This is a genomic window from Aquirufa sp. (assembly GCF_964796385.1).
This window is the reverse complement of sequence record NZ_CBAUBA010000042.1, coordinates 1-21,794: the sequence shown is the minus strand read 5'-3', so window position 1 is coordinate 21,794 and position 21,794 is coordinate 1. Positions and strand designations below refer to the sequence as shown.

The window sequence follows — 21,794 nt, the reverse complement described above, 5'->3', positions numbered from 1 at the left end:
ATCAGTAGGTCGTTGGTTCGATCCCGACAGGAGGCTCAGAAAGCTCGACAGCAATGTCGGGCTTTTTTGTTGGACGATAGACACTAGACGTCAGACGTTAGACACTAGACGTCAGACGTTAGACGTTAGACTCAGTTTACTTACAAATTCCAACCATTCAAATTAACCGCTCCTTCTAGCTTGTTTTCGATCTCATCAGCTAATTGCGGAAAGAAATCTAATCCAGTACTTCGCTCAATTTCATCGATTGAGACGGCAAAAGATTTAAGAGCGAATGAAGAACCGGCATTCGCCATGATAAATCCAATCATTTTTGGATTAGAACCATCCTTGAATGCAATTTTATAAAATGTACACGGCACCGTAATACCACCAGATATAGTCCCACAGGTTCTAGATAGAATTGGTCCTGTAGCAACCTATAGACCTTTATTAGCTAAAGCAGCACTTCGAACCCAATCTTCTAAACTTGCCCAAATACCTCGATTAAAGGAAGCAGTCATTGGCGACATATTAGACATATAAAACGTCTCGGACATTGCAGTTAGATTTAAGGCCATATCTGCCGCAGGACATAAATGGCCACGGTCATACCCACTTCCTGAATACGCTGTACTTGAAACAGGATTTGACTTAACGTTTGGGTCTATACGAAAATCATCAGTTCGCTTTTGGCCACCATTAATACTTTCAGGTGTTAAATAATAGTAGGCGAATTCGGATTGTCGGTGCTTTGCCACATAGGACAAAGAATAATACATATGATTGATTGGATACCCCAGTGAAGCTTCTGGTAAATTAGTGTTTCGCGTGGTCAATATTGGGCTGTCTGGTTTACAGGTACATAAACCAAAAATCGCAACAAAAAAATAGATCAAATACTTCATTGTTACCAATGATCAACTTTAATAAATCCTTTATTCACTTTCCCACATCTCCCCTACTTGCCTAACAATCTCCGGTAAATCCTGCTGTTTCATGCAATTAAAATGACCTTTGGGACAGGTTTTGGTGCCGAAATTAGAACAGGGCTGGCAGGTTAGATTAGGTACTATAGCTTGAAAAACGCGTGCTTTTGTGTTTTCAGGCATACATGGTTCCACTTGTAAGGCTGGCGAAGTCGCACCCCAAATCGCAATGACATTTTTCTCAAAAGCGCACGCGATGTACAACATCCCCGTATCGTGAGATATGACCAAACGTGCATCGCGAATTAATGCTGCAGATTCGTGTAAAGAATAAATTCCACACGTGTTTATTATTCTGTCAGAATTAACTAATGCTAATTCCTCTCCATCAACCTTTTCCTCCGGCCCGCCAATCAAAACGACGGGATGCGGAATAAGCTTCACTAATTGCTTGAGTGAATCTAAGGGCAATTTCTTCGTAGCAAACGAGGCACCAATAACCAAGGCAACATACCCTTCTGGGAATAATTCAGGTACTTGGGTAGTCGCTGGAATGAAGTAATCGAGCCCTTTTCCATCGTACTCTACCCCCAGCGGAGCTAATGCGTCCAAACTGCGAAGGGAAATATGCCGATCGGGCATGCGATTAATCTGGAATTTGGTCAGTAAAAACTTCTCAACGCTCAGTTTGTCATAGGCCAAAACCGGGACACCCAAGGCTAGTCGGATGCGAAAACTGCGCAGATTTTTATGTAGGTCAACGATGTAATCGAATGAACAGCCTTTCAACGCGTGAATGGTCACTGATAAATCCGAATCTAAATAATGAAATTGGTCGATGTACGGATTTGCTTCCGTTACTGCTTTCATGGACCGCTTTGTCAACAAATGAATTTTGACGCCGGGCAATTGTTGTTTGGCACAACGGAATGCCGCGGATGCTAAAACAATATCTCCAATAGCCGAAAAACGAATGAAAAGTAAGCGCATGCTGTTTGATAATCAGGAACAAATTTGCCAAAAAAAGACCACAGATTATCAGTTTCGTGGAATTAATTCTAAATTAGGTAAACACTTCATAGACAATGATTGCACGTAGACAATTCCTTCAAAATAGCATCGGACTTGGCGCCTTGGCCACGCATCATCCCATTTTTACCCCGAATGACTTGCATCCTGCTTCACCGATTAGCAACGAAGAACGTTTGGGTCGTATTCAAAAAGCACAAACCTTACTCCAGCAAAACAAAATGGCAGCCCTCATCATGGACGCCGGTACCAGCATGCAGTATTTTACAGGGCTGAGTTGGTACCCATCCGAGCGCAGCATGTTGGTTATTTTACCTGCCGAAGGCGAACTAACCTACATTTGCCCATACTTCGAGGAAGACCGATTACTCGAACTGATTAAAGTTGGCAAGCAAATTCGCACCTGGCACGAAGATGAAAATCCGTTCCAATTATGTATTAAAACCATCCAAGATCTAGGATTCCGACAAGGGAAAATTGGAATTGAAGAACAGGCTCGCTTTTTCATTGTCGACGGACTTCGCAAAGCTGGGCTCACGTTCGAATTCGTAAGCGGAGATCCCATCTCGGTGGCTTGTCGGCTTATTAAATCCCCCACCGAAATCGCCCTGATGCAAAAGGCAAACGACATCACCACCGTAGCCATTCAAGTCGGAATTTCGGCGTTAACGGAAGGTTGCAATCCGCGTCAGATAAGTCAAAAAATAGCTCAAAAACACACTGAATTGGGTGCCCAGCACGGTTTTGCGTCCGTAACTTTTGGAGTGGCTACTTCCTTTCCTCATGGTAGTTCTCGACCACAAGTCCTAAAAAAAGGTGATGTAGTGATGATGGACTGTGGTTGTCAAGTTGACGGATATGAATCCGACATTACGCGTACAGTCGTTTTTGGTGAGCCATCACAGAAACAAATTGACATTTGGAATTTGGAAAAAAGGGCCCAACAAGCGGGATTTGAGGCGGTGGTTTTAGGTATGCCCTGTGAAAACGTAGATTTAGCTGCTAGAGGAATTTTAGTAAAAGCCGGTTTTGGTCCGGAATATAAGTTACCAGGGCTTCCCCACCGCACCGGTCACGGTATTGGAATGGATGGGCACGAGTGGGGCAATATGGTGAAAGGGAACAAATTACCGCTACAAGTAGGCATGTGTTTCTCGATTGAACCTACGATTGCGATCCCGGGGGAATTCGGGGTCCGACTAGAAGATTGTGTATATATGACGGAGCAAGGCCCGAAATGGTTTAGCCAACCGAGTCCGTCGATTAGAATACCATTTGTGTAGACGCTAGACGTCAGACGTTGGACGTTAGACATCGCGTCTTTTTCTTTGGCAAACCTTTCAGGATTGCCAAAGAAAAAGACGCGAAGTATCGATTCCCTAGGCTAAAGCCAAGGGTCAAAAACCTAATAATTAAGTCTGAGGTAAAGACTCGAAGTAGCGTCTCTACAAAGTCAATTCCCGACTAACACAGCTAGGAATATCCTCCGCGTAATGCGAAACAAATATCAGCGTCATATTTGATGTAGCCGCAAGCTGATCAATGACATGCTTGACCCGTTGGACTTGTTCCTGGTCTAGTCCCTGACAAGGTTCATCCAGAATCAATAATGGTGGATTTTTTACAAAGGCACGCGCAATCAAAATCATCTTTTGCTCTCCCGTAGAAAGCGTATGAAAATATCGATCACGTAAATAAGCCAAACCAAACATCGCCAAACAGGAATCTACTTGCTCAGTTTGCTGCTCATTCACCTTCCGCGTAACTCCCAATAAATCAAACAAGCCCGAGGCTACAACTGCAAAGGAAGTCCCCGTTTCCTTAAAATATAAATGCATTTCGGGACTTACATATCCAATGTTTCGTTTGATATCCCAAATACTCTCTCCTGTTCCTCGTTTTCGACCAAATAACATCATATCCTGTGAATACGATTGCGGATTGTCTGCCGTAATTAAACTTAACAAGGTAGACTTCCCTGCTCCATTTGGCCCTTTTAATACCCAGCGTTCACCCCGATTAACCACCCAAGAAATTTGATTCAATAAGGTTTTGACCCCATAACGAATGGTCACGTTTCGTAAAGAAACAATAGGATCACCTCCTAAATCTCCAGGCTGAATCCCTGGGTTATTATTTTCCTCCACAGACTTCAGCCTGGGGATCACAGGTATATCTGTGCGAAGCTGATAAACTCGATTCACAAATTCAGGTATGTCCCCTCCCGATAAAAATAAGATGAATCGGATGCCCTGCGCGAGTAATTGACTTAATCCTGCCGATAACACCGACCGGCCTGCTATATCTAAACCTAAATATGGGTTATCCAGCAACAACCAATCTGGCCTTTGGCCTAATGCTTTAACAATCTGTAAGCGCTTATTTTCACCGTTGGAGAGTTGTAGTAATGGCTTGTCCAACAAGCCATCTAGCTTAAACATAGTCACATAATCAGCCACATCCAGCTCCCCAAATTCCTCTCGAACGGTATACGAATCCTCCGAATCTGCGGAATTAAATCGTTGTTGAAGGTAAAATTCAGAAATATTACTCCGATTCTTAAAGTGATGTTGTTGCGCTACATACAACACAAATGACCCCTGAAACCATACCTCCCCTTTTCGAAACAATCGACCCGAGAGAGCTTTGGCCAACGTCGTTTTTCCGGACCCCATCGGACCTACAATAGCCAAACAATCATCTTCGCATATCTCAAAAGAAATATCCTTTAGGACTTCTTGAGCACCATATGAGGCAGATAAATTACTGACACGCGCAACTATTTCTTTCGACATAGGGGAATTAAACAGCCAACAATTTACCGCATTTTTAATATATTTTGCCTGCTTTAAACCGATAATCCATGAAAAAACTGTTCCTAATAAGACTAAAGCTTATTAAAGAGAATTGTAGAGCAACGATACTTTTCTTTTATTTTTTCCAGGCATGGGCCACCTTTGGCAATCCTGTAAGGTTTGCCAAAGTAAATAGATCTCGAAGTGTCGCAACTCTACACCTATAAAATTTCGTCGCAAAATTTACCCGAAAGGATATAAAATTGAAAAAGGATTCATATTATTGATTTTTAAAACCTTTACAACTATGAAAAAGAATTACGCAAACTCCCGTCGGCAATTTTTAGCTGCCGGCTCCCTTGCCTCTTTAGGCCTTTTATTTGCCAAACCAGCCGCATTTGCTTTTGGCTCAGCTAAACCAGATTCTAAATTTGGAGGTGTTCAAATTGGCTGTATCACGTATTCATTCCGCAGCATGCCGGGATCCGTTGATGAAATCATTGGATACTTAATGCAATGTGGCATATCAGCCACTGAATTAATGGGCGATGCCGTAGAAGAATATGCTGGCAAGCCAGTTAATCCGGTGCAAATGCGTTGGACTCCGGGCCAACCGCGTCAGCCGCTGACCGATGAGCAACGTGCGGCAATGAAGAAATACCAAGAAGATGTGAAAACATGGCGCGAAACCGTTTCAATGGATAAATTCAAGGAAGTTCGTGCGAAATTGGATAAAGCCGGAATCAGCGTATATGCCTACAAACCAAATGCATTTAGCCCAACGAATTCAGATGCTGAAGTAGAATATGCATTGAAATCTGCTAAAGTTTTAGGAGCTAAATCAGTGACAATGGAATTGCCAACTGATCCAAAACAAACCCAACGCTTAGGTGATTTGGGCGCGAAACATGGTATTTATTTTGGATATCATACCCACACCCAAGTAAAAGATACAGTCTACGATGAGGCCTTAGCTCAATCGAAATACAATTCCATTAATCTAGACGCTGGTCACTACATTGCTGTGGGCGCACCACATAATACAGCTAGTTTATTAGCCTTAATTGAAGCAAAAAAAGATCGCATTACCTCCATGCACATTAAAGACCGTACGTCAAAAGAAAATGGTGCAAAGAATCTTGTTTGGGGCACGGGAGAAACTCCTTTAAAAGAGTTACTAACCGCCATGAAGAAAAACAAATACAAGTTCCCGGCAACGATCGAATTGGAATATGAAATTCCAGCAGGTTCTGATGCCGTAACAGAAGTAAAAAAATGTGTGGAATATGCGAAGGCAATCTTAGTCTAGCAAACGAATCACACTCAAATGATCAATTAAATCGGAGGCCACTAAACTGTCCTCCGATTTTTTTTGTTTTGCTAAATCACCCGACAATCTATGAATGTAAGCACCAAGGCAAACAGCCACATCCTCAATATACATCGTCTCCCCCTCAATGCAGATTAAAAAAAATATGTCAACTCACTAGAAAGATTAATTGTATCGTGTATCCAAGCCAAAGACGTTAATCATTTGAAACAAATAGGTATTGGACAAAGTCCCTAAAATTGCATAAATTTTAAATGAGATTTATTTCATCTAAATTGATTTGTAAATCAAAGCCTCAAAATTCCTATTTTTGACTTATGAAAGCAATTCAAACCGCATTATTATCCTATGGAATGTCGGGACGCATTTTTCACGCCCCTTTCCTCGAAATTCATCCCGGCTTCGAGCTCGTTGGCTCCTACGAACGTAGCCAAAAAAATATTCAAAAAGCCTATCCAGGAACGCATTCGTATGATTCACTCGACGAAGTCATCCAAGATGCTGATATTGAATTAGTTATTGTCAACACCCCCATCCCCACGCATTTCGAATATGCCTCTCAAGCGCTAAAAGCTGGGAAGCATGTTGTCGTTGAGAAAGCATTTACGAACTCGACGGCAGAAGCATTGGAATTGCAAAAAATAGCGAAAGAGGTAGATAAGCATATTTTTATTTACCAAAATCGCCGTTGGGATTCTGATTTTCTAACGGTGAAGAAAGTATATGAATCGGGCCAACTGGGCGAATTGGTTGAGGCGGAATTCCACTTTGATCGCTTTAATGGAATCAAATCACCCAAAATGCACAAGGAAGTTCCTGGGCCGGGGGCTGGAATCATATTTGATTTGGGGCCACATATTATAGATCAGGCCTTGCATTTGTTTGGTACCCCTACGCATGTTTTTGCTGATTTACGGAAAACGAGACCAGGCACCGAGGTGGAGGATTTGTTTGAGATATTACTGTATTACCCAGAAATGCGCGTTCGCTTAAAGGCGGGCTATTATTTCAAAGCACCTATACCTGCGTTCCAATTACATGGGAAATTAGGCAGCTTTATTAAAACACGATCTGATCGTCAAGAGGCGGATTTAGATGCAGGTCAAAAGCCACAAGGCGAAACATGGGGACAAGAGAGTCCAAATGATTTTGGTGTTATTCATATAGACGGTAGCAATCCAGAAAGATTAGCATCTGAAAAAGGTGATTTTAGGGTCTTTTATGAAAATGTTTATCAATCTTTACGCGGCGATGCGACACCTGCGGTTTCCGTTCAAGATGGAATCAATAGCATGCGGGTGATCGATGCGGCGATGGAGAGTAGTCGGGAGAAACGAGTAATCAAATACTAGAAAATAGACGCGAAGTATCGCGTATCTACAAATAATATGGAATCAAATATCCTTGCCAATTTCGAGCCTGAGTTAAAGAAGAAGATCCAACAAGTAGGAGTCATCCGTAAGTTTAAAACGGATGAATTTTTAATGAAAACAGGCCAAAGCATTCGATCCGCCGTGTTAGTAACGCAAGGAATTGTGAAAGTATTCCGGGAAGATGACGAGGGCAATGAAGTATTCATGTACAACCTCCACCCAGGAGAAGCATGTGCCATTTCCATGACTTGCGCATCCCGCAATCTCAATAGCCAGATTATGGCGAAGGCATTGGTGGACACGGAAGTATTAACCATTCCGGTCGAATTAATGGACGAATGGGCGGCTAAATATAAATCTTGGTATCAATTCGTTTTAGAAACCTATCGTTCGCGATTTGAGGAATTATTGGATACACTTGACCACATTGCATTTCGTAATTTGGATGAGCGTTTGTTGTGGTATTTAAAACAACATCAAAAGAGTTTAAAAAGTAATGTCATCAAGGTTTCATTTACAGACATTGCCACCGAATTAAACTCCTCGCGTGAGGTTATTTCGCGGTTGATGAAAAAATTAGCAGAAAAAGGATTTATCAAAATCAATAAAAATCAAATCGAAATCGTCAATTTGCGCGTGCTGTGATATACATCACGACTGATAATTAAATTAAGTGACAATTTGCATGCCTAAACACGTTAAGCATGCCTAAACAATTCACCTTAATTTTCATATTCTTATTGATCAATGCGGCTTATTTAGTAGCCCAACATCAAGAAATTCATACGACGCCACACCTTTGGAAAGGTAAAAAAAGTGTGGCTGAAGATTCAAGCTCCCTCCTATTTGCCTTCAAACATGGGAAAGTACACGGTAACCTGCGTTATTTTTTCATGGCCACTGAAAACCAAGGACATCTCACGGATGCCTATGCACATGCAGCAGGTGGAGGATTATTCTACGAAACTGCTTCATTTAAAGGCTTTCAAATGGGTGTGGGGGGATATTTTATTTATAACGTTGGCTCCACCAACATGGCCAAAATTGATCCATATACCCAAACTGCGAGTCGATACGAGACCTCATTATTTGATTTGGAGGACCTGACAAATAAAAATGATTTGGACCGCCTTGAGGAATTGTATCTGAAATACAATTTCAAAAAATCGCATATTACAGTTGGAAAACAATTAATCAATACGCCATTTATCAATCTACAAGATGGACGTATGCGACCAACCGAGGTAGGGGGAATATATGGGGAGATTTTCCCCGGCAAAAAAAATAAATTGGAAGGTGGTTACTTGTATGAAATTTCTCCACGCGGCACCGTAGATTGGTATGGTGTAGGTGAATCGATCGGAATTTACCCCAATGGAGTCAATGTAAATGGGACAAAAGGTAACTATAAAGAACACATAGAATCTAATGGCATTTACTTACTTGGGTATACACATCAGTTTCAAGATAAACATTCCATCAAATTTTGGAATGTGTTTGTCGAAAATGTATTCAATACCAGCATGGCCCAGTGGGATTGGAAAAAAAATGAATGGGTGGCAGGAATACAATACACGCATCAACAAGCGGTCAATCAAGGAGGCAATGAGGATCCATCAAAAACCTATTTTTCTCCAGATCAAAAGTCAAACGTAATAAGTGCTAAAATAGGCTATGAAAAATCTGCCTGGAATACCTCTTTAAGTTATACGAGAATTACAGCGGATGGTCGTTATTTAATGCCACGCGAATGGGGCCGTGACCCATTTTATACCTTTATGCCACGTGAACGGAATGAAGGATTTGGTGATGTGCATGCACTCGTAGGGAAAATTAACTACAGCTTCCCGCAGCTACCCTTGAAAGCAAACCTAGCTTATGGATACTTTCAAATGCCCGATGTGAAAAATTATGCCTTGAATAAATATGGCCTACCAAGCTACACCCAACTCAATGTAGATCTAAGTTATGAGTTTATTGATTTCTTAGAAGGATTGGAATTACAAGCCTTATATGTACACAAAACAAATCAAGGGGAAACCTATCAAAATGAAAAATACATCATCAATAAAGTTAATATGAGTAATTATAACCTTATTTTAAACTTTCATTTTTAATCGAAACTATTTTTTGCCATGTGATAAAAATCACGAAAAAGCTTTAAAAATCCTTTCAAATTTGTATCAACAAAAAACAAAAATTTCGCATGGAAATTATAGGTTATTTCGCATCCCTACTTATCGGCATTTCACTTGGCTTAATCGGTGGTGGTGGATCTATTTTAACAGTACCGGTTTTGGTTTATTTATTTGGAGTTAATCCAATCTTAGCAACAGCTTACTCTTTATTCATTGTAGGCGCGAGTTCTTTAGTAGGAGCTTTTCCTAAGTATAAGCAAGGGATGATTAATTTAAAGACAGCTATCATTTTTGGTATCCCATCTATTGCAGCTGTCTATGCAACGAGAAAGTTCATCGTACCTTTAATTCCGTCTGAGGTATTTACAGTAGGTGATTTTGTCGTAACGAAGTCAATACTAATGATGGTTCTATTTGCTGTGTTAATGGTTGCCGCTTCCATTTCTATGATTAGAGGCAATAAAAGCAACACAGAGGAAGCTCCAGAAGAAGAGCAAGTATTCAATTATCCGTTAATTTTAGCAGAAGGAATGATCGTTGGTACCTTAACTGGTTTAGTGGGTGCCGGTGGTGGATTTTTAATTATCCCAGCGCTAGTGGTTTTGTCTAAACTTTCCATGAAGCAAGCGGTAGGTACTTCTCTACTAATTATTGCCGCCAAATCATTAATCGGGTTTACTGGCGACTTAGGTCATCAAGAAATTGATTGGAACTTGCTTCTAATCGTTACAGCCTTGGCTATTGTAGGAATTTTCTTAGGCGATATTATCAGTAAAAAAGTAGATGGTAATAAATTAAAAGTAGGTTTTGGATGGTTTGTTTTGGTGATGGGTATTTATATTCTGATCCAACAGTTAGCCTTCCCATTGAAATAGATTAAACACATTTAAAGCATAATAATTACGAAAATGAAAGTAGAACAAATTTACACAGGATGTTTAGCACAAGGTGCTTACTACATCGAGAACAATGGAGAAGCAGCGATCATCGATCCACTTCGCGAGGTACAACCTTACATTGAGAAAGCAGAGCGCAATGGAGCGAAAATCAAATATGTATTTGAAACTCACTTCCATGCTGACTTCGTATCGGGTCACATCGATTTATCTGCAAAAACAGGTGCTCCGATTGTTTACGGACCAAATGCAGCTTGCGAATTTGAGTGTATCACGGCAACGGATGGCCAAGAATTCCCATTAGGCAATGCTACTATCCGTGTCATTCACACACCGGGTCACACGATGGAGTCAACATGTTTTCTTTTGATCGACGAAAATGGCAAGAAAACTAGCTTATTCTCAGGTGATACGTTGTTCATCGGTGATGTAGGCCGTCCAGATTTAGCTCAAAAAGTAAAGGAAGATTTGACACAAGAAATTTTAGCAGGTCATTTATTCGATTCTTTACGTAATAAAATCATGCCTTTAGCAGACGATATCATTGTATATCCTGCACACGGTGCTGGTTCTGCTTGCGGTAAAAACATGAGCAAAGAGACAACAGATACATTGGGTAACCAAAAGAAAACGAATTATGCGTTGAACCCGGCGTTAACAAAAGAATCATTTACAAAAGAAGTATTAACGGGCTTGGTTGCTCCTCCAGCTTATTTCCCATTGAACGTTTTAATGAACATTCAAGGATATGACTCGATTGATAAAGTGTTAGAGCGTGGCCAACATGCCTTAAGTCCAGAAGGATTTGAAGCAGCAGCCAACGAAACGAGCGCGTTGATCTTAGATACACGTGATCCTCAAACTTTTGCCGCAGGATTTGTCCCTAACTCGATCAACATCGGTATCGATGGATCTTTTGCTCCGTGGGTTGGTGCGATGATTCCAGACATTAAACAAGAAATCATATTAGTGACGGATGAAGGTCGTGAGGAGGAAGTAATCACACGTTTAGCGCGTGTTGGTTATGACTTCACAATCGGTTACTTGAAGGGTGGATTTGCAACTTGGAAAGCTTCAGGAAAAGAGTTTGATCAGATCGAATCCATCGAACCAGCAGAAGCATTCAAACGTATTCAAGCAGGCGAAGGTGAAATCATCGACGTACGTAAGAATTCAGAATATTTATCTGAGCACGTGATTGATGCAGAAAATGCTCCTTTGGATTTCATCAATGATAGCATGTTAAAGATTAACAAGAACAAGACATACTTCGTACACTGTGCGGGTGGTTACCGTTCGATGATCTTTAATTCTACATTAAGAGCTCGTGGGTACGATAACTTAATTGACATCAATGGTGGCTTTAAAGCGATCAAAGAATCTGAAAAGTTCAAAGTATCTGATTTTGTTTGTCCTTCAACCCTTTTGTAATCATGGAAGAGTTATTAGCAAATCCAGCAACTACGGTTGTTGACGTACGTGAAACAGGCGAATTTGCCAGTGGACATTATGCAGGAGCGATTAATATTCCGTTGGGAATTGTTCCTTTACGCATCGATGAATTCAAGGAGATGAATGGTCCGATTGTGGTTTATTGCCGCAGTGGTAACCGCTCAGGAATGGCCATGAACTTATTAAAGCAAGCCGGATTGTCCGAGGTGTTTAACGGAGGAGGATTACACGATATGCTTGTTTATCAAGATTAAAATGCCTTAAATTAGCCCAGGGTATGCCTGGGCTTTTAATATCTGAAAACATGTTCACAACACTGACACAAAATTGGAATATCATGCGGGTTATCCGCCTCGTTATCGGAGGATATGCCTTGATAGAAGCTTATCGTGGCAATGACACACTCATGGGCTTGCTTGGCTTGGTGCTGGTAGGCATGGCGCTATTGAATGCAGGTTGCGGTTCGCAAGGTTGCGGGGTACCTATTCAAAAATCCAATAAAAAAGAAACAGATGATGTGGAATATGAAGAAGTTCATTCAAAATAACGGTTGGCAAATTTTAGGTGGAATATTCGGCGGCATCGGCGGATATTTCTAATGGAGAGAGTAGAGAGTAGAGAGTAGAGAGTAGAGAGTATATTATTAAATTGCATAAAAAACAACGTCTAACGTCTGAGGTCTAGCGACTAAAGTCTAAACTAACTTACTATGATGGAAACAATCACCCAACCCTGGCCTTGGTATACGGCAGGAATTATCATCGGACTTATTGTCCCAGCCTTATTAATTTTAGGTAATAAGCACTTTGGCATCTCCGCAAATTTGCGTCATGCCTGTGCAGCTTGTTTGCCCAATAGTATTCCCTTTTTTACCTACGATTGGAAAAAAGAAACATGGAACTTTTTCTTTGTTGGCGGAATCTTAGTGGGTGGAATTATCTCAACGATCTACCTAGGATCAGCAGATGCCGTTATCGTGCACCAAGATTTAGCGAAGGAATTAGCTACCTATGGTATCACCGATTTCTCAGGCATGGTGCCAGAGCAATTATTTTCCTTTGAATCCTTATTTACATTACGTGGCTTAGTCATGATGATTGGAGGCGGATTTTTAGTGGGATTTGGCGCGCGTTATGCGGGTGGCTGTACCTCTGGACACGCAATCATGGGACTTTCCGACTTACAATGGCCATCCTTAGTAGCTACCATCTGTTTCATGATTGGTGGTTTTATCATGGCTAATTTCATTTTACCATTCATTTTACATTTATAATACATATGGAAAATAAGACAACAGAACACGCAAATCCAGTAGATTTCGAAGTACGTTCATTAGACACGATGTGTGTCAACGAATCTGAATTGGTTCACCCTTGGTGGTATAATTTCAAATATGCGGCCGTTGGGGTGATTTTTGGTATTGTATTTATCAAAGCTGAAATTATCTCTTGGTTCAGAATCCAAGAAATGTTTCGTTTACAGAGCTTTCACATGTATGGTGTGATCGGAACGGCCGTGGTAGTAGGAGCCATCTCCGTATTTATTATTAAAAAATTCAAAATTAAAAGTATCCACGGAGAAGAAATTACGTTCACCGATAAGAAATTCAATAAGGGCCAAATCATTGGTGGCTTGATTTTTGGACTTGGATGGGCATTAACGGGAGCTTGCCCAGGTCCACTTTTTGCTCAGGTGGGAACAGGCGCATTTGTCATATTAGTTGTTGTCCTAAGCGCAACTGCAGGAACTTGGGTCTATGGCAAGTTTAGAGAAAAATTACCACATTAAGAGAGTAGAGAGTAGAGAGTAGAGTGAAAAGATAATGCGATCAAAAATAAAAGCTAGCTTCAGCCCTAACTGTATGCTAGCTTTTTTATATGCCATAAGCATAAAAATAGGATGCCGAAACTTATCGACACCCTACTCTCTACTCTCTACTCTCTGCTCTCTACTCTTTACTCTCTGCTCTCTACTCTTTACTCTCTTATCTAAAAGAATAATCCACCCCCGTCACTTGGCTCAACAAATCCTGAGGACCATCTAAAATCTTCGCATCGTGGCGCAAGACAGGTGTAACTGGAGAGAATTTAGCTAAGTATTCTTTCATCATGGAATGTAGGGTATAAGCTGTATTTATTGGCTCTTTTACACCCCTCATGCGGCACAACATATCCTCGGGATCGCCATCGCGCTCACACGCACACAACGTATACATGCGGTTTTTATCTAATGCCGCTCCCGCAATAGTAACCTTTTTCACGCGTTCGCCTACCCGATCAAATGCCTTAAATTCTACTTGCATACCTTTAAAGCGAATAAGCCAACCGCCAAATCGCTTGGAAGCATCTTGCGCGAAAACATTCTGCATTTCTTTTTCCAACCAATCTAAAATTTGTTGGCCTGAAGCTTTCGCCGTACGAATCGTGCTATCCACAGGTAACATATCATATAGATAACCTTCAGTAATAGCTACTTTCCCATCTTTACCAGGCACACGTGGAGGACAAAAACGGAATCCATTAGATAACACAACATCCGCATTCACTTTCCATTTTAACGCATCTACAATCATCGTATCAATGGTATTCTCCACAACAAAGTTGCGGTAAAGTGGAACGGTACTATACCCTAAAACTTTGTTAATATCATCCCTATACGGCTTTTCTAATTCTTGAACTAAGGTCTTTATCGCCGGATCAGCAGGGTATTTGATGGGATCCACTTCAATTAATTCATAGGTGGAACCTAGGACCTTACCATCTTTAACTTGGATATCGAGTTTACCCACAAACGAACCAAAAGCCCCTGGCTCAACAATCTTGGTATATTCTGCTTGAATCGGTTTACGAATACGCTCATGCGTATCAGCCCCGAAAATATAATCCACACCCTGACAATCCGGGTTATTTCCTAAGGCAATTTGTTGAGATAGTCCCAAATGAGATAGAATAATCACAAAATCACATTGTTCTTGCTCACGCAATAAAGTCACATATTCCTTGAGGTTATCCTCAGGTTTGGTATATACAATTCCTTTCGAATACATCGGTGATTGACGTAATGGAACTAATGGATCTGTATATCCAAGAAAACCTATCTTAACCCCTATGCGGTGCATGATTTGGTAAGGCTGAAAAATCAGTTCGCCTTTCTTTCCATCCCCTAAATCATGGTACATATTGGCGCAAATTTTAGGAGCTAAAAGCCCACCCAATAATTTTTGCATGTTCTTTTTGTAATAGACTACCTCCCAGTTTCCCGGTAAATAAAGGTCATAATCCATCGCATTTAACAAAGGTACGAATGCTTGACCTGTTGTTTTTACCGAAAGCATACTACCTTGGAACATATCACCTGTATCTAAAGTGATCGTGTTTTCAGGATTTTTCTCCTTTAACTTTTTTAAAGCGGTCGCCATATGTGAATACCCACCTGCTTTACGAAAGGTCAATTCATTATTTTCCCAAAACAATTCATCATGTGCATGCAGTTGGCAGTGCACATCCGTTGTTTGGAGAATCGTGATTTGACCAGATCCAGCAATTGATTTAGTTGATGAAGTGTTTGTTTTGGAGGTCTTAGCTTTTAAGGCAACCGGCGATAAAGCCGCTACACTTGTTAGGATTCCACCTTGTAAAAATTTTCTTCTTGAGTTCATTCGGTTTATTTTTTAGACTTCTCGTGTTTAGCAATCCACTCTTTTATCGGCTTATACGGCCCATATTTATGTTGTTCTTCCGTAAATGGATCCGCAAATGGACCAAAGGGGTGATCAAAAGGTTTGGCCGCAATATCCGGCCAATCTTTACTTAAATCTTTTGCGGGGCGTGGCATCGAATTCACATAAGCTGCCAAATCCCACGCTTCCTCATCGGATAATTGAGGCTTATCGTAGTTGGCCCCTAAAGGCATATTGTATTTCACATAACCGGCAAAATTTGACATCCGGTAAAGCCCTGCACCATGATTGTAACTATGCGGACCCCAAAGTGGAGGATAGGTGTAGGAATTCCCATTTTCCGCCAATAGGCCACCGCCATCTGCTTGATGACAAGACTGGCATTTGGCTGCATACACTTCTGCGCCTTTGGCAGGATCAATCGCACGCTTTAAACCTTTTAATTTAAATATGCCTGAACCTTTGGGAGTGACTCCTTTTTCAACATCAGTACCTAACCATTTGATATAGGCTAAAATTGCCCGCATTTCCTTACTTCCCGCCGGCAATGCTTGCCCATTTAAACTACGCTCAAAACAATCGTTTACACGCTTTACTTGGTCTTCGATGGCACCAGAACGCGCTCTGAATTTTGGATACGTTGATTGCACAGCGAAATAATTATTTCCCCACGGTTGGGTCCCCGCATTTAAGTGGCAATTTTGACAATTCATGCCATTAGAAATAGCCTTCACAGAACCCTTAGGTCCTAGATATTCAGAAGTATGGGCAACTAACTCTTTACCATATTCCACTAAAGCCTTCTCCTCTTGCTTGACATACATCAACCTCCAATCGGAAGGAGCCGTCCAAAGATGTGTGAAGTTAGAATCAGGCGCTACATATACATTAGTTGAATCAGATTCGGGATTATTTACACCATCATTAGAAAAACTTATATACCCCAACAAACCAAACAAGGCAATAAGTAAGACATACAACAGTGTCTGCAATAAGCTTGGGTGATCCGACTTATTATTTAATTTAAACATATGAGTAAGATAATATTTACTGGTAAAATAATTTAACCAAACAAAAAAATGAAATTAATCAAGTAAAACTAGTGACTTTTATCACTAGTTGGCAATAAATATTTTTACCATAAAGCCAATTAACCTACACTAATCTTCCAATTCAATCAACTCAAAGAGAGCTAGTATGAATTACAAATAAGAAACTATTTTCATCCTTACCCTTATTGAAATAAAGATCTCAAGATTAAATTTAGAAAATCAGTAATTTTACCTACCAATTCGACTCAAAATGCAGATTTTAATCGTTCATGATCAGAAAATACCCGTAGCTGGATATGGAGGTACTGAACGCGTGATTTGGGGATTAGCGAAATCTTTACAAGGACTGGGCCATCAAGTCACCTATTTAGTGCCCCAAGGATCTCACTGTACATTCGCGACGGTATTACCTTGGAATCCCAGTCAATCCTTGAACGAACAAATTCCAGACTTCATTGATGTTGTTCACTTGAATCATTCGCCAAGTGAGGTCATCGAAAAGCCTTACGTTGTAACCGTGCACGGAAATCCAAATGAAGAAACTTCGCTGAACATCAATTCTATTTTTGTCTCCCAAAACCATGCCAATCGCTACGGATCGAACTCGTTTGTCCATAATGGATTAGATTGGGATGATTATGGCAAGCCTAATCTAACGCAATCGCGTGATTATGTGCACTTTTTAGGTAAGGCCGCATGGCGTGTAAAAAATGTGCAAGGGGCTATCGACACGGTCTTACGAACTCCAAATGAAAAACTTGCCGTACTTGGCGGCACACGCTTAAATCTGAAAATGGGATTTCGCATGACTTGGAGCTCTCGCATTCAGTTTTATGGAACGGTGGGGGGCCAACAAAAATTAGATCTTCTCTCCCATTCCAAAGGCTTAGTATTTCCGGTCCGTTGGCACGAACCATTCGGATTAGCCATCACGGAAAGTTTGTATTTCGGTTGCCCTATTTTTGCAACGCCTTACGGTTCTTTACCTGAATTAGTCACATCCGAATTTGGCTTATTAAGTAAGCATGAAGATGAAATGGCCATTGCCATCCAACAGGCAGATGCATACAATAAACAACATTGTCATGCGTATGCGCGAGATGTGTTCGATTCGTTATCCATGGCTAAAAAATACCTGATAGCCTACGAAAAGGTCTTAAATGGGCATTTTCTGAGTCAGAGTACCCCCCATCTATTGGAAAAAGATCCCGCTAAATTCTTACCCTGGAACAAGAAAAGCCTGTGATATAAGTCACAAGCTTTTTCAATTGACAAAGCTAATTTGCGTTAGTATTTAAGGTAGGCCCAACCGGCATCTTGCTTAAGAACTACTTCGGCAACGCCAGAAGGAACAGTTCCTGCTTGAGTTAAGATGGTCGCTCGGTCGATTTTGCGTTCACGAATCGTATTTTCGCACGCTTTAAATAAAACACCCAAAGCTGCTAATTCTGCCACTTTGGCCTTTTGAGTGGTCTTGCCATCAATCAGGATACCGATACCTGAACCATGTGCAACTAATTCAATTTGAGTTGATTTACCCAATGCAGTTTGAAGATTGGAAATATTTTTCAAAGCTCCATGCCAAACAAGCGTATCAGACGTATTTAATTGGATAACAACTTTGTGTACTGGATTTTGCGCCTGTGCTGCGAAAACAGCGAAAATGGCAATAATGAAGGATAATATAGACTTTTTCATATGAATATTTTTTACGAAACTAACCAATTACTACAATGAAAGCAACGTGGAATGCAAGATATCAATCAAATGAATATCAATATGGAATCAATCCAAATGATTTTTTTGCGGAGCAAATAGCCAAAAGACCCGTTGGCCGTATATTAATTCCTGCAGCAGGAGAAGGACGAGATGCCATTTATGCCGCTAAACTGGGATGGGAAGTTTACGCCTTTGATTTGAGTGAACAAGGTGAAGTAAAAGCATTGAAATTGGCGCGTGAGCAACATGTCCAACTACATTATGTGTGTGCAGACGCGCTGAAAATCCAATTTCCGCTCGAATCATTTGATGTGATCATGTCGACCTACTTTCATACACCCCCAGAAATCCGACCGCTCGTGCATGCCAAATTTATCAAATGGCTAAAGCCGGGTGGAACTTTATTGTTGGAGGGATTTAATAAGAGGCAGTTGGCGTATACTTCGGGAGGACCTAAAGATGCCAACTGGCTATTTGATACTGATACTTTGGCGTTAGACTTTAAATCATTGGACATTCATTTAAATCAAGAAATCATACGCACATTAGATGAAGGACCCTTACATCAGGGTAAAGCGGAAGTGATTCAACTGAAAGCGATAAAAAATGGATAGAGACAAATATCACGCTTTAAGCCAACATTCGAAATTATCTTTGACACATTAAACAAATAAACAATGCTCCAATTCATAAAAAATATCTTGGGAATAGGCCCGAAAGTTGACATTACAGCGCTAATCGCAAAAGGTGCCACGGTAATAGACGTTCGGACTCCTGCCGAATACAAAGATGGACACGTAAAAGGATCCATTAATCTTCCTTTGCAAACCTTGGGAAGCCAAATGAACAAATTAAAGAAAGATCAAGTTATTGTAACTTGCTGTCGGTCTGGAAGCAGAAGCGGAATGGCCCGTCGGCAATTACTAGCTGCCGGTTTCACGCAGGTGCATAATGGTGGACCCTGGAATTCAATTAAGAAGTAATAAGTCCGAAGGCACAAAGTCCGGAGGGAATCGTTTATTTGGCTAATGATTAACTTATTAATACTGACAAAAAAAATTCAAATTAAGACTTCGGACTTTCGACTACTGACTACTGACAACTGACTACTAAACACTAAAAAAATGAGCAAATTTGAAGAACTTTTGAAATCCCCAGAACCCGTGTTAGTTGACTTTTCAGCTGAATGGTGTGGACCTTGTAAACAGTTAAAACCGATTTTAGAACAACTAAAATCCAAAGTGGGTGATTCAGCCAAAATCATTAAAATAGATGTGGACAAAAACAGATCCTTGTCTGATAAATTCCAAATTCGATCTGTTCCTACATTGATACTATTTAAGGATGGAAAATCTGTTTGGAGGCAATCAGGGGTTATTCCGGCGAGTACGTTGGAAGGGATTATTAAACAGTATAAATAGTGATCAGTCACTAGTCGTCAGTTATTAAACGAATTACATATTTAAATAATCACACAATTATGAAAACGTTGAAAATCATTTTTACCTCATTGATCATCACAATATCACTATTCGGATGCACGAAAAAAGAGGGATTGCAAAATTTGGCAGCAACTGAATTTCAAAACGAATTAAAATCAGCGGAACCTGGCCAAATTCTCGATGTGCGTACCAGCGACGAATATGCAAATGGACATATTGAAGGCGCCATTTTAGCAGATGTCACGAGTGATGCATTCCAAAATGCAGTGGCCAACCTAGACAAATCAAAAACAGTTTATGTGTATTGCCTATCCGGCGGCAGATCAAGTGCTGCAGCAGGCCAACTCCAAGAAATGGGTTTTAAATCTGTTGTGAATTTAACTGGAGGGATGTTGGCTTGGCAATCGGCCAACCTACCTGTATCCACCCAAGCGGGTGTCGCCAAACGTACAGAGGGAATGACTGTTGCTGATTTTGACAACCAAATCAAGGGAAAAAAATTGGTCATTGTTGACTATAACGCCACTTGGTGTGGTCCCTGCAAGCAATTAAGTCCCGTATTAGATGCCTGGATCAAGGCGCAAAATGGCCAAGTAGAATTGATTAAGATTGATGTGGATGCCAACCAGGAATTGGCTAAGGCCAAGCAAATTGAATCCATTCCCTATTTGGAATTCTACAAAGACGGCAAAATGATCGATAAGCAAATCGGCATGGGTGATGCGGCAAGCATGACCAAGCAGTGGACAAAAACTTTATTGTAAAGATGATTTGTCTTTGGCAAAGCTATACGCTTTGCCAAAGTTTGAGGCGTTTTCACGCCGATTCTATAGGTTAATTTCAGGGGATTTTGATAAAATAGCCCATTTATGAACACCGCATTCGCTTCCATACAATCACCGCCGATAAGACCGTTAAGCCCGCAATACTTGCAATGGAGATTGAGAATGAAAAATAAGCACTTAAAACACCCGTGAGTAGTGCCCCAACAGCATAGCCCGAATCACGCCAAAGTCTAAATATCCCCAAGCTTTTAGCCCGGTCGAGTGGATGCGTATGTGTTGCAATTGCTGATAAAAACGTTGGATAGACCATTGCCGTACCTAATCCCAATAAAACAGACAACCCAGCAAATTGGGTAAAGGAAACTGCCCATATAAGACCTGCTAAGGCAAGAGCCTGGAGGAGAAGGCCGTAGGTCAACAAATCTTTTTGACATATCAAATCAGACAATTTACCTGTTGCCAGTTGGCCTAATCCCCAAACTGTCGGATAAATAGCCGTAATGACCCCAATTTCGGCCAAGCTAAACCCCTTCGATAGCAATAACATAGGAAATAAACCCCATACCATTCCATCATTTAGATTATTCACTAATCCCGCTTGCGTAATCGATCCTAAATTTCGATCAGCCCAGGTCGTTTCCCAGAAAATAGATTTCAATCGGGGCACATGACTCTCCCCCACCGCCGCAGCCACATGCCCTTGCGTATCATGCACAAAAAAGATACTTAGTCCCAAACCCATACCTACAAACGCAATACCGATATAAAAAGGGTATGGTCGAATGCCATAGTTTTGCGCAATCCAACCGGTTAAGAAGGCAACTAAGCCAACCGATATATAACCAGCAAATTCATTGATTCCCATCGCCAAACCACGATTCTTATCCCCAACTAAATCAATTTTCATGGTGACGGTACTAGACCATGCAAAACCTTGGTTTAAGCCCAACAGAACATTCGCAGCTATAATCCAATTCCAACTAGGCGCCCACATCAATATAAAGGGAATCGGAATGGCAAAGATCCATCCCAAAATCAACAATTTCCGCCGACCTACCTGATTCGCAAAATGTCCTGCATAATAATTTGAAACCGCTTTGATTAGTCCAAAAACGACTATAAAAGAAAACACAGCTACACTGGAAGCTATACCAAATTCCTGTAAAGCGAGTTGGGGTAAGATCGAACGCTCTAGC

The 21,794-nt window shown here is 40.9% G+C and carries 22 protein-coding genes and 2 pseudogenes; 16 read left to right on the top strand and 8 right to left on the bottom strand.

From position 1 onward, the window contains the following. Positions 1 to 140 precede the first annotated feature (140 nt). Together AC1W6K_RS10795 and AC1W6K_RS10790 are read right to left on the bottom strand one after the other, a co-directional pair. Positions 141 to 887: pseudogene (locus AC1W6K_RS10795) on the bottom strand (DNA/RNA non-specific endonuclease). A gap of 30 nt (positions 888 to 917) precedes the next feature. After that, entirely contained in the window at positions 918 to 1,898 is a 981-nt protein-coding gene (locus AC1W6K_RS10790) for a glycosyltransferase family 9 protein (RefSeq protein ID WP_481947491.1), read from the bottom strand. A gap of 95 nt (positions 1,899 to 1,993) precedes the next feature. Between AC1W6K_RS10790 and AC1W6K_RS10785 the strand changes: the two genes are divergently transcribed. Next, positions 1,994 to 3,220, top strand: coding sequence for a M24 family metallopeptidase (locus AC1W6K_RS10785; protein ID WP_481947490.1), 1,227 nt, complete (start codon positions 1,994 to 1,996; stop codon positions 3,218 to 3,220). Between the two features lie 162 nt (positions 3,221 to 3,382). Here the strand turns inward: AC1W6K_RS10785 and AC1W6K_RS10780 are convergent, their stop codons facing one another. Further along, entirely contained in the window at positions 3,383 to 4,732 is a 1,350-nt protein-coding gene (locus tag AC1W6K_RS10780; protein ID WP_481947489.1) for an ATP-binding cassette domain-containing protein, read from the bottom strand. A gap of 307 nt (positions 4,733 to 5,039) precedes the next feature. Here AC1W6K_RS10780 and AC1W6K_RS10775 point away from each other — a divergent pair, with 307 nt between their 5' ends. After that, complete coding sequence (locus AC1W6K_RS10775; RefSeq protein WP_481947488.1) at positions 5,040 to 6,041, top strand: sugar phosphate isomerase/epimerase family protein; 1,002 nt, start codon at positions 5,040 to 5,042, stop codon at positions 6,039 to 6,041. Here the strand turns inward: AC1W6K_RS10775 and AC1W6K_RS10770 are convergent. Continuing rightward, positions 6,033 to 6,176 (bottom strand): hypothetical protein, encoded by a 144-nt coding sequence (locus AC1W6K_RS10770; RefSeq protein WP_481947487.1) that lies wholly within the window; start codon positions 6,174 to 6,176, stop codon positions 6,033 to 6,035. The genes AC1W6K_RS10775 and AC1W6K_RS10770 overlap by 9 nt on opposite strands. Positions 6,177 to 6,379: 203 nt before the next feature. On the opposite strand from AC1W6K_RS10770, the gene AC1W6K_RS10765 reads away from it, so the two are divergent. From AC1W6K_RS10765 to AC1W6K_RS10725, 9 genes are all read left to right on the top strand, one after another. After that, positions 6,380 to 7,414 carry a Gfo/Idh/MocA family oxidoreductase gene (locus AC1W6K_RS10765; protein ID WP_481947486.1) on the top strand — a complete coding sequence of 345 codons (1,035 nt, stop codon included), beginning with the start codon at positions 6,380 to 6,382 and terminating at the stop codon, positions 7,412 to 7,414. A 36-nt stretch (positions 7,415 to 7,450) separates the two neighbouring features. Next, positions 7,451 to 8,080 (top strand): Crp/Fnr family transcriptional regulator, encoded by a 630-nt coding sequence (locus tag AC1W6K_RS10760; RefSeq protein WP_481947485.1) that lies wholly within the window; start codon positions 7,451 to 7,453, stop codon positions 8,078 to 8,080. 59 nt (positions 8,081 to 8,139) lie between these two features. After that, on the top strand, positions 8,140 to 9,552 hold the full coding sequence (locus AC1W6K_RS10755) for an OprD family outer membrane porin (RefSeq protein WP_481947484.1): 1,413 nt from the start codon (positions 8,140 to 8,142) through the stop codon (positions 9,550 to 9,552). Positions 9,553 to 9,641: 89 nt separating this feature from the next. Continuing rightward, a complete protein-coding gene (locus AC1W6K_RS10750; RefSeq protein WP_481947483.1) occupies positions 9,642 to 10,448 on the top strand; it encodes a sulfite exporter TauE/SafE family protein in 807 nt (268 codons plus the stop codon). A 33-nt stretch (positions 10,449 to 10,481) separates the two neighbouring features. Then, positions 10,482 to 11,900 (top strand): MBL fold metallo-hydrolase, encoded by a 1,419-nt coding sequence (locus tag AC1W6K_RS10745; RefSeq protein WP_481947482.1) that lies wholly within the window; start codon positions 10,482 to 10,484, stop codon positions 11,898 to 11,900. Between the two features lie 2 nt (positions 11,901 to 11,902). Further along, complete coding sequence (locus tag AC1W6K_RS10740) at positions 11,903 to 12,175, top strand: rhodanese-like domain-containing protein (protein WP_481722327.1); 273 nt, start codon at positions 11,903 to 11,905, stop codon at positions 12,173 to 12,175. 50 nt (positions 12,176 to 12,225) lie between these two features. Further along, on the top strand, positions 12,226 to 12,468 hold the full coding sequence (locus AC1W6K_RS10735) for a hypothetical protein (protein WP_481947481.1): 243 nt from the start codon (positions 12,226 to 12,228) through the stop codon (positions 12,466 to 12,468). Positions 12,469 to 12,630: 162 nt separating this feature from the next. Beyond that, positions 12,631 to 13,194, top strand: a complete 564-nt coding sequence (locus tag AC1W6K_RS10730) for a YeeE/YedE family protein (protein ID WP_481947480.1) — start codon at positions 12,631 to 12,633, stop codon at positions 13,192 to 13,194. 5 nt (positions 13,195 to 13,199) lie between these two features. Next, positions 13,200 to 13,709 (top strand): YeeE/YedE family protein, encoded by a 510-nt coding sequence (locus AC1W6K_RS10725; protein WP_481947479.1) that lies wholly within the window; start codon positions 13,200 to 13,202, stop codon positions 13,707 to 13,709. 196 nt (positions 13,710 to 13,905) lie between these two features. Here AC1W6K_RS10725 and AC1W6K_RS10720 read toward each other — a convergent pair whose 3' ends face one another. Together AC1W6K_RS10720 and AC1W6K_RS10715 are read right to left on the bottom strand one after the other, a co-directional pair. After that, positions 13,906 to 15,579 (bottom strand): bifunctional metallophosphatase/5'-nucleotidase, encoded by a 1,674-nt coding sequence (locus AC1W6K_RS10720; protein ID WP_481947478.1) that lies wholly within the window; start codon positions 15,577 to 15,579, stop codon positions 13,906 to 13,908. 5 nt (positions 15,580 to 15,584) lie between these two features. Continuing rightward, the gene (locus tag AC1W6K_RS10715) at positions 15,585 to 16,631 is read right to left on the bottom strand and encodes a c-type cytochrome (protein ID WP_481947477.1); all 1,047 of its coding nucleotides are present in this window, start codon (positions 16,629 to 16,631) and stop codon (positions 15,585 to 15,587) included. Between the two features lie 271 nt (positions 16,632 to 16,902). On the opposite strand from AC1W6K_RS10715, the gene AC1W6K_RS10710 reads away from it, so the two are divergent. Further along, a complete protein-coding gene (locus tag AC1W6K_RS10710; RefSeq protein WP_481947476.1) occupies positions 16,903 to 17,898 on the top strand; it encodes a glycosyltransferase in 996 nt (331 codons plus the stop codon). Positions 17,899 to 17,939: 41 nt separating this feature from the next. Here the strand turns inward: AC1W6K_RS10710 and AC1W6K_RS10705 are convergent, their stop codons facing one another. Beyond that, positions 17,940 to 18,350: a DsrE family protein gene (locus AC1W6K_RS10705; protein ID WP_481722053.1), complete on the bottom strand. Its 411-nt coding sequence runs from the start codon at positions 18,348 to 18,350 to the stop codon at positions 17,940 to 17,942. A 35-nt stretch (positions 18,351 to 18,385) separates the two neighbouring features. Here AC1W6K_RS10705 and AC1W6K_RS10700 point away from each other — a divergent pair, with 35 nt between their 5' ends. From AC1W6K_RS10700 to AC1W6K_RS10685, 4 genes and pseudogenes are all read left to right on the top strand, one after another. Then, positions 18,386 to 18,985 carry a class I SAM-dependent methyltransferase gene (locus tag AC1W6K_RS10700; protein ID WP_481947475.1) on the top strand — a complete coding sequence of 200 codons (600 nt, stop codon included), beginning with the start codon at positions 18,386 to 18,388 and terminating at the stop codon, positions 18,983 to 18,985. 63 nt (positions 18,986 to 19,048) lie between these two features. Continuing rightward, positions 19,049 to 19,354: a rhodanese-like domain-containing protein gene (locus AC1W6K_RS10695; RefSeq protein ID WP_481722057.1), complete on the top strand. Its 306-nt coding sequence runs from the start codon at positions 19,049 to 19,051 to the stop codon at positions 19,352 to 19,354. 138 nt (positions 19,355 to 19,492) lie between these two features. Beyond that, positions 19,493 to 19,792: pseudogene (gene trxA, locus AC1W6K_RS10690) on the top strand (thioredoxin); the annotation flags it as partial. Between the two features lie 59 nt (positions 19,793 to 19,851). After that, on the top strand, positions 19,852 to 20,577 hold the full coding sequence (locus AC1W6K_RS10685) for a thioredoxin domain-containing protein (protein WP_481947474.1): 726 nt from the start codon (positions 19,852 to 19,854) through the stop codon (positions 20,575 to 20,577). 103 nt (positions 20,578 to 20,680) lie between these two features. On the opposite strand, the gene AC1W6K_RS10680 is transcribed toward AC1W6K_RS10685, so the two are convergent. After that, on the bottom strand, positions 20,681 to 21,794 hold a 1,114-nt coding region (locus AC1W6K_RS10680), incomplete at its 5' end, for an MFS transporter (protein ID WP_481947473.1).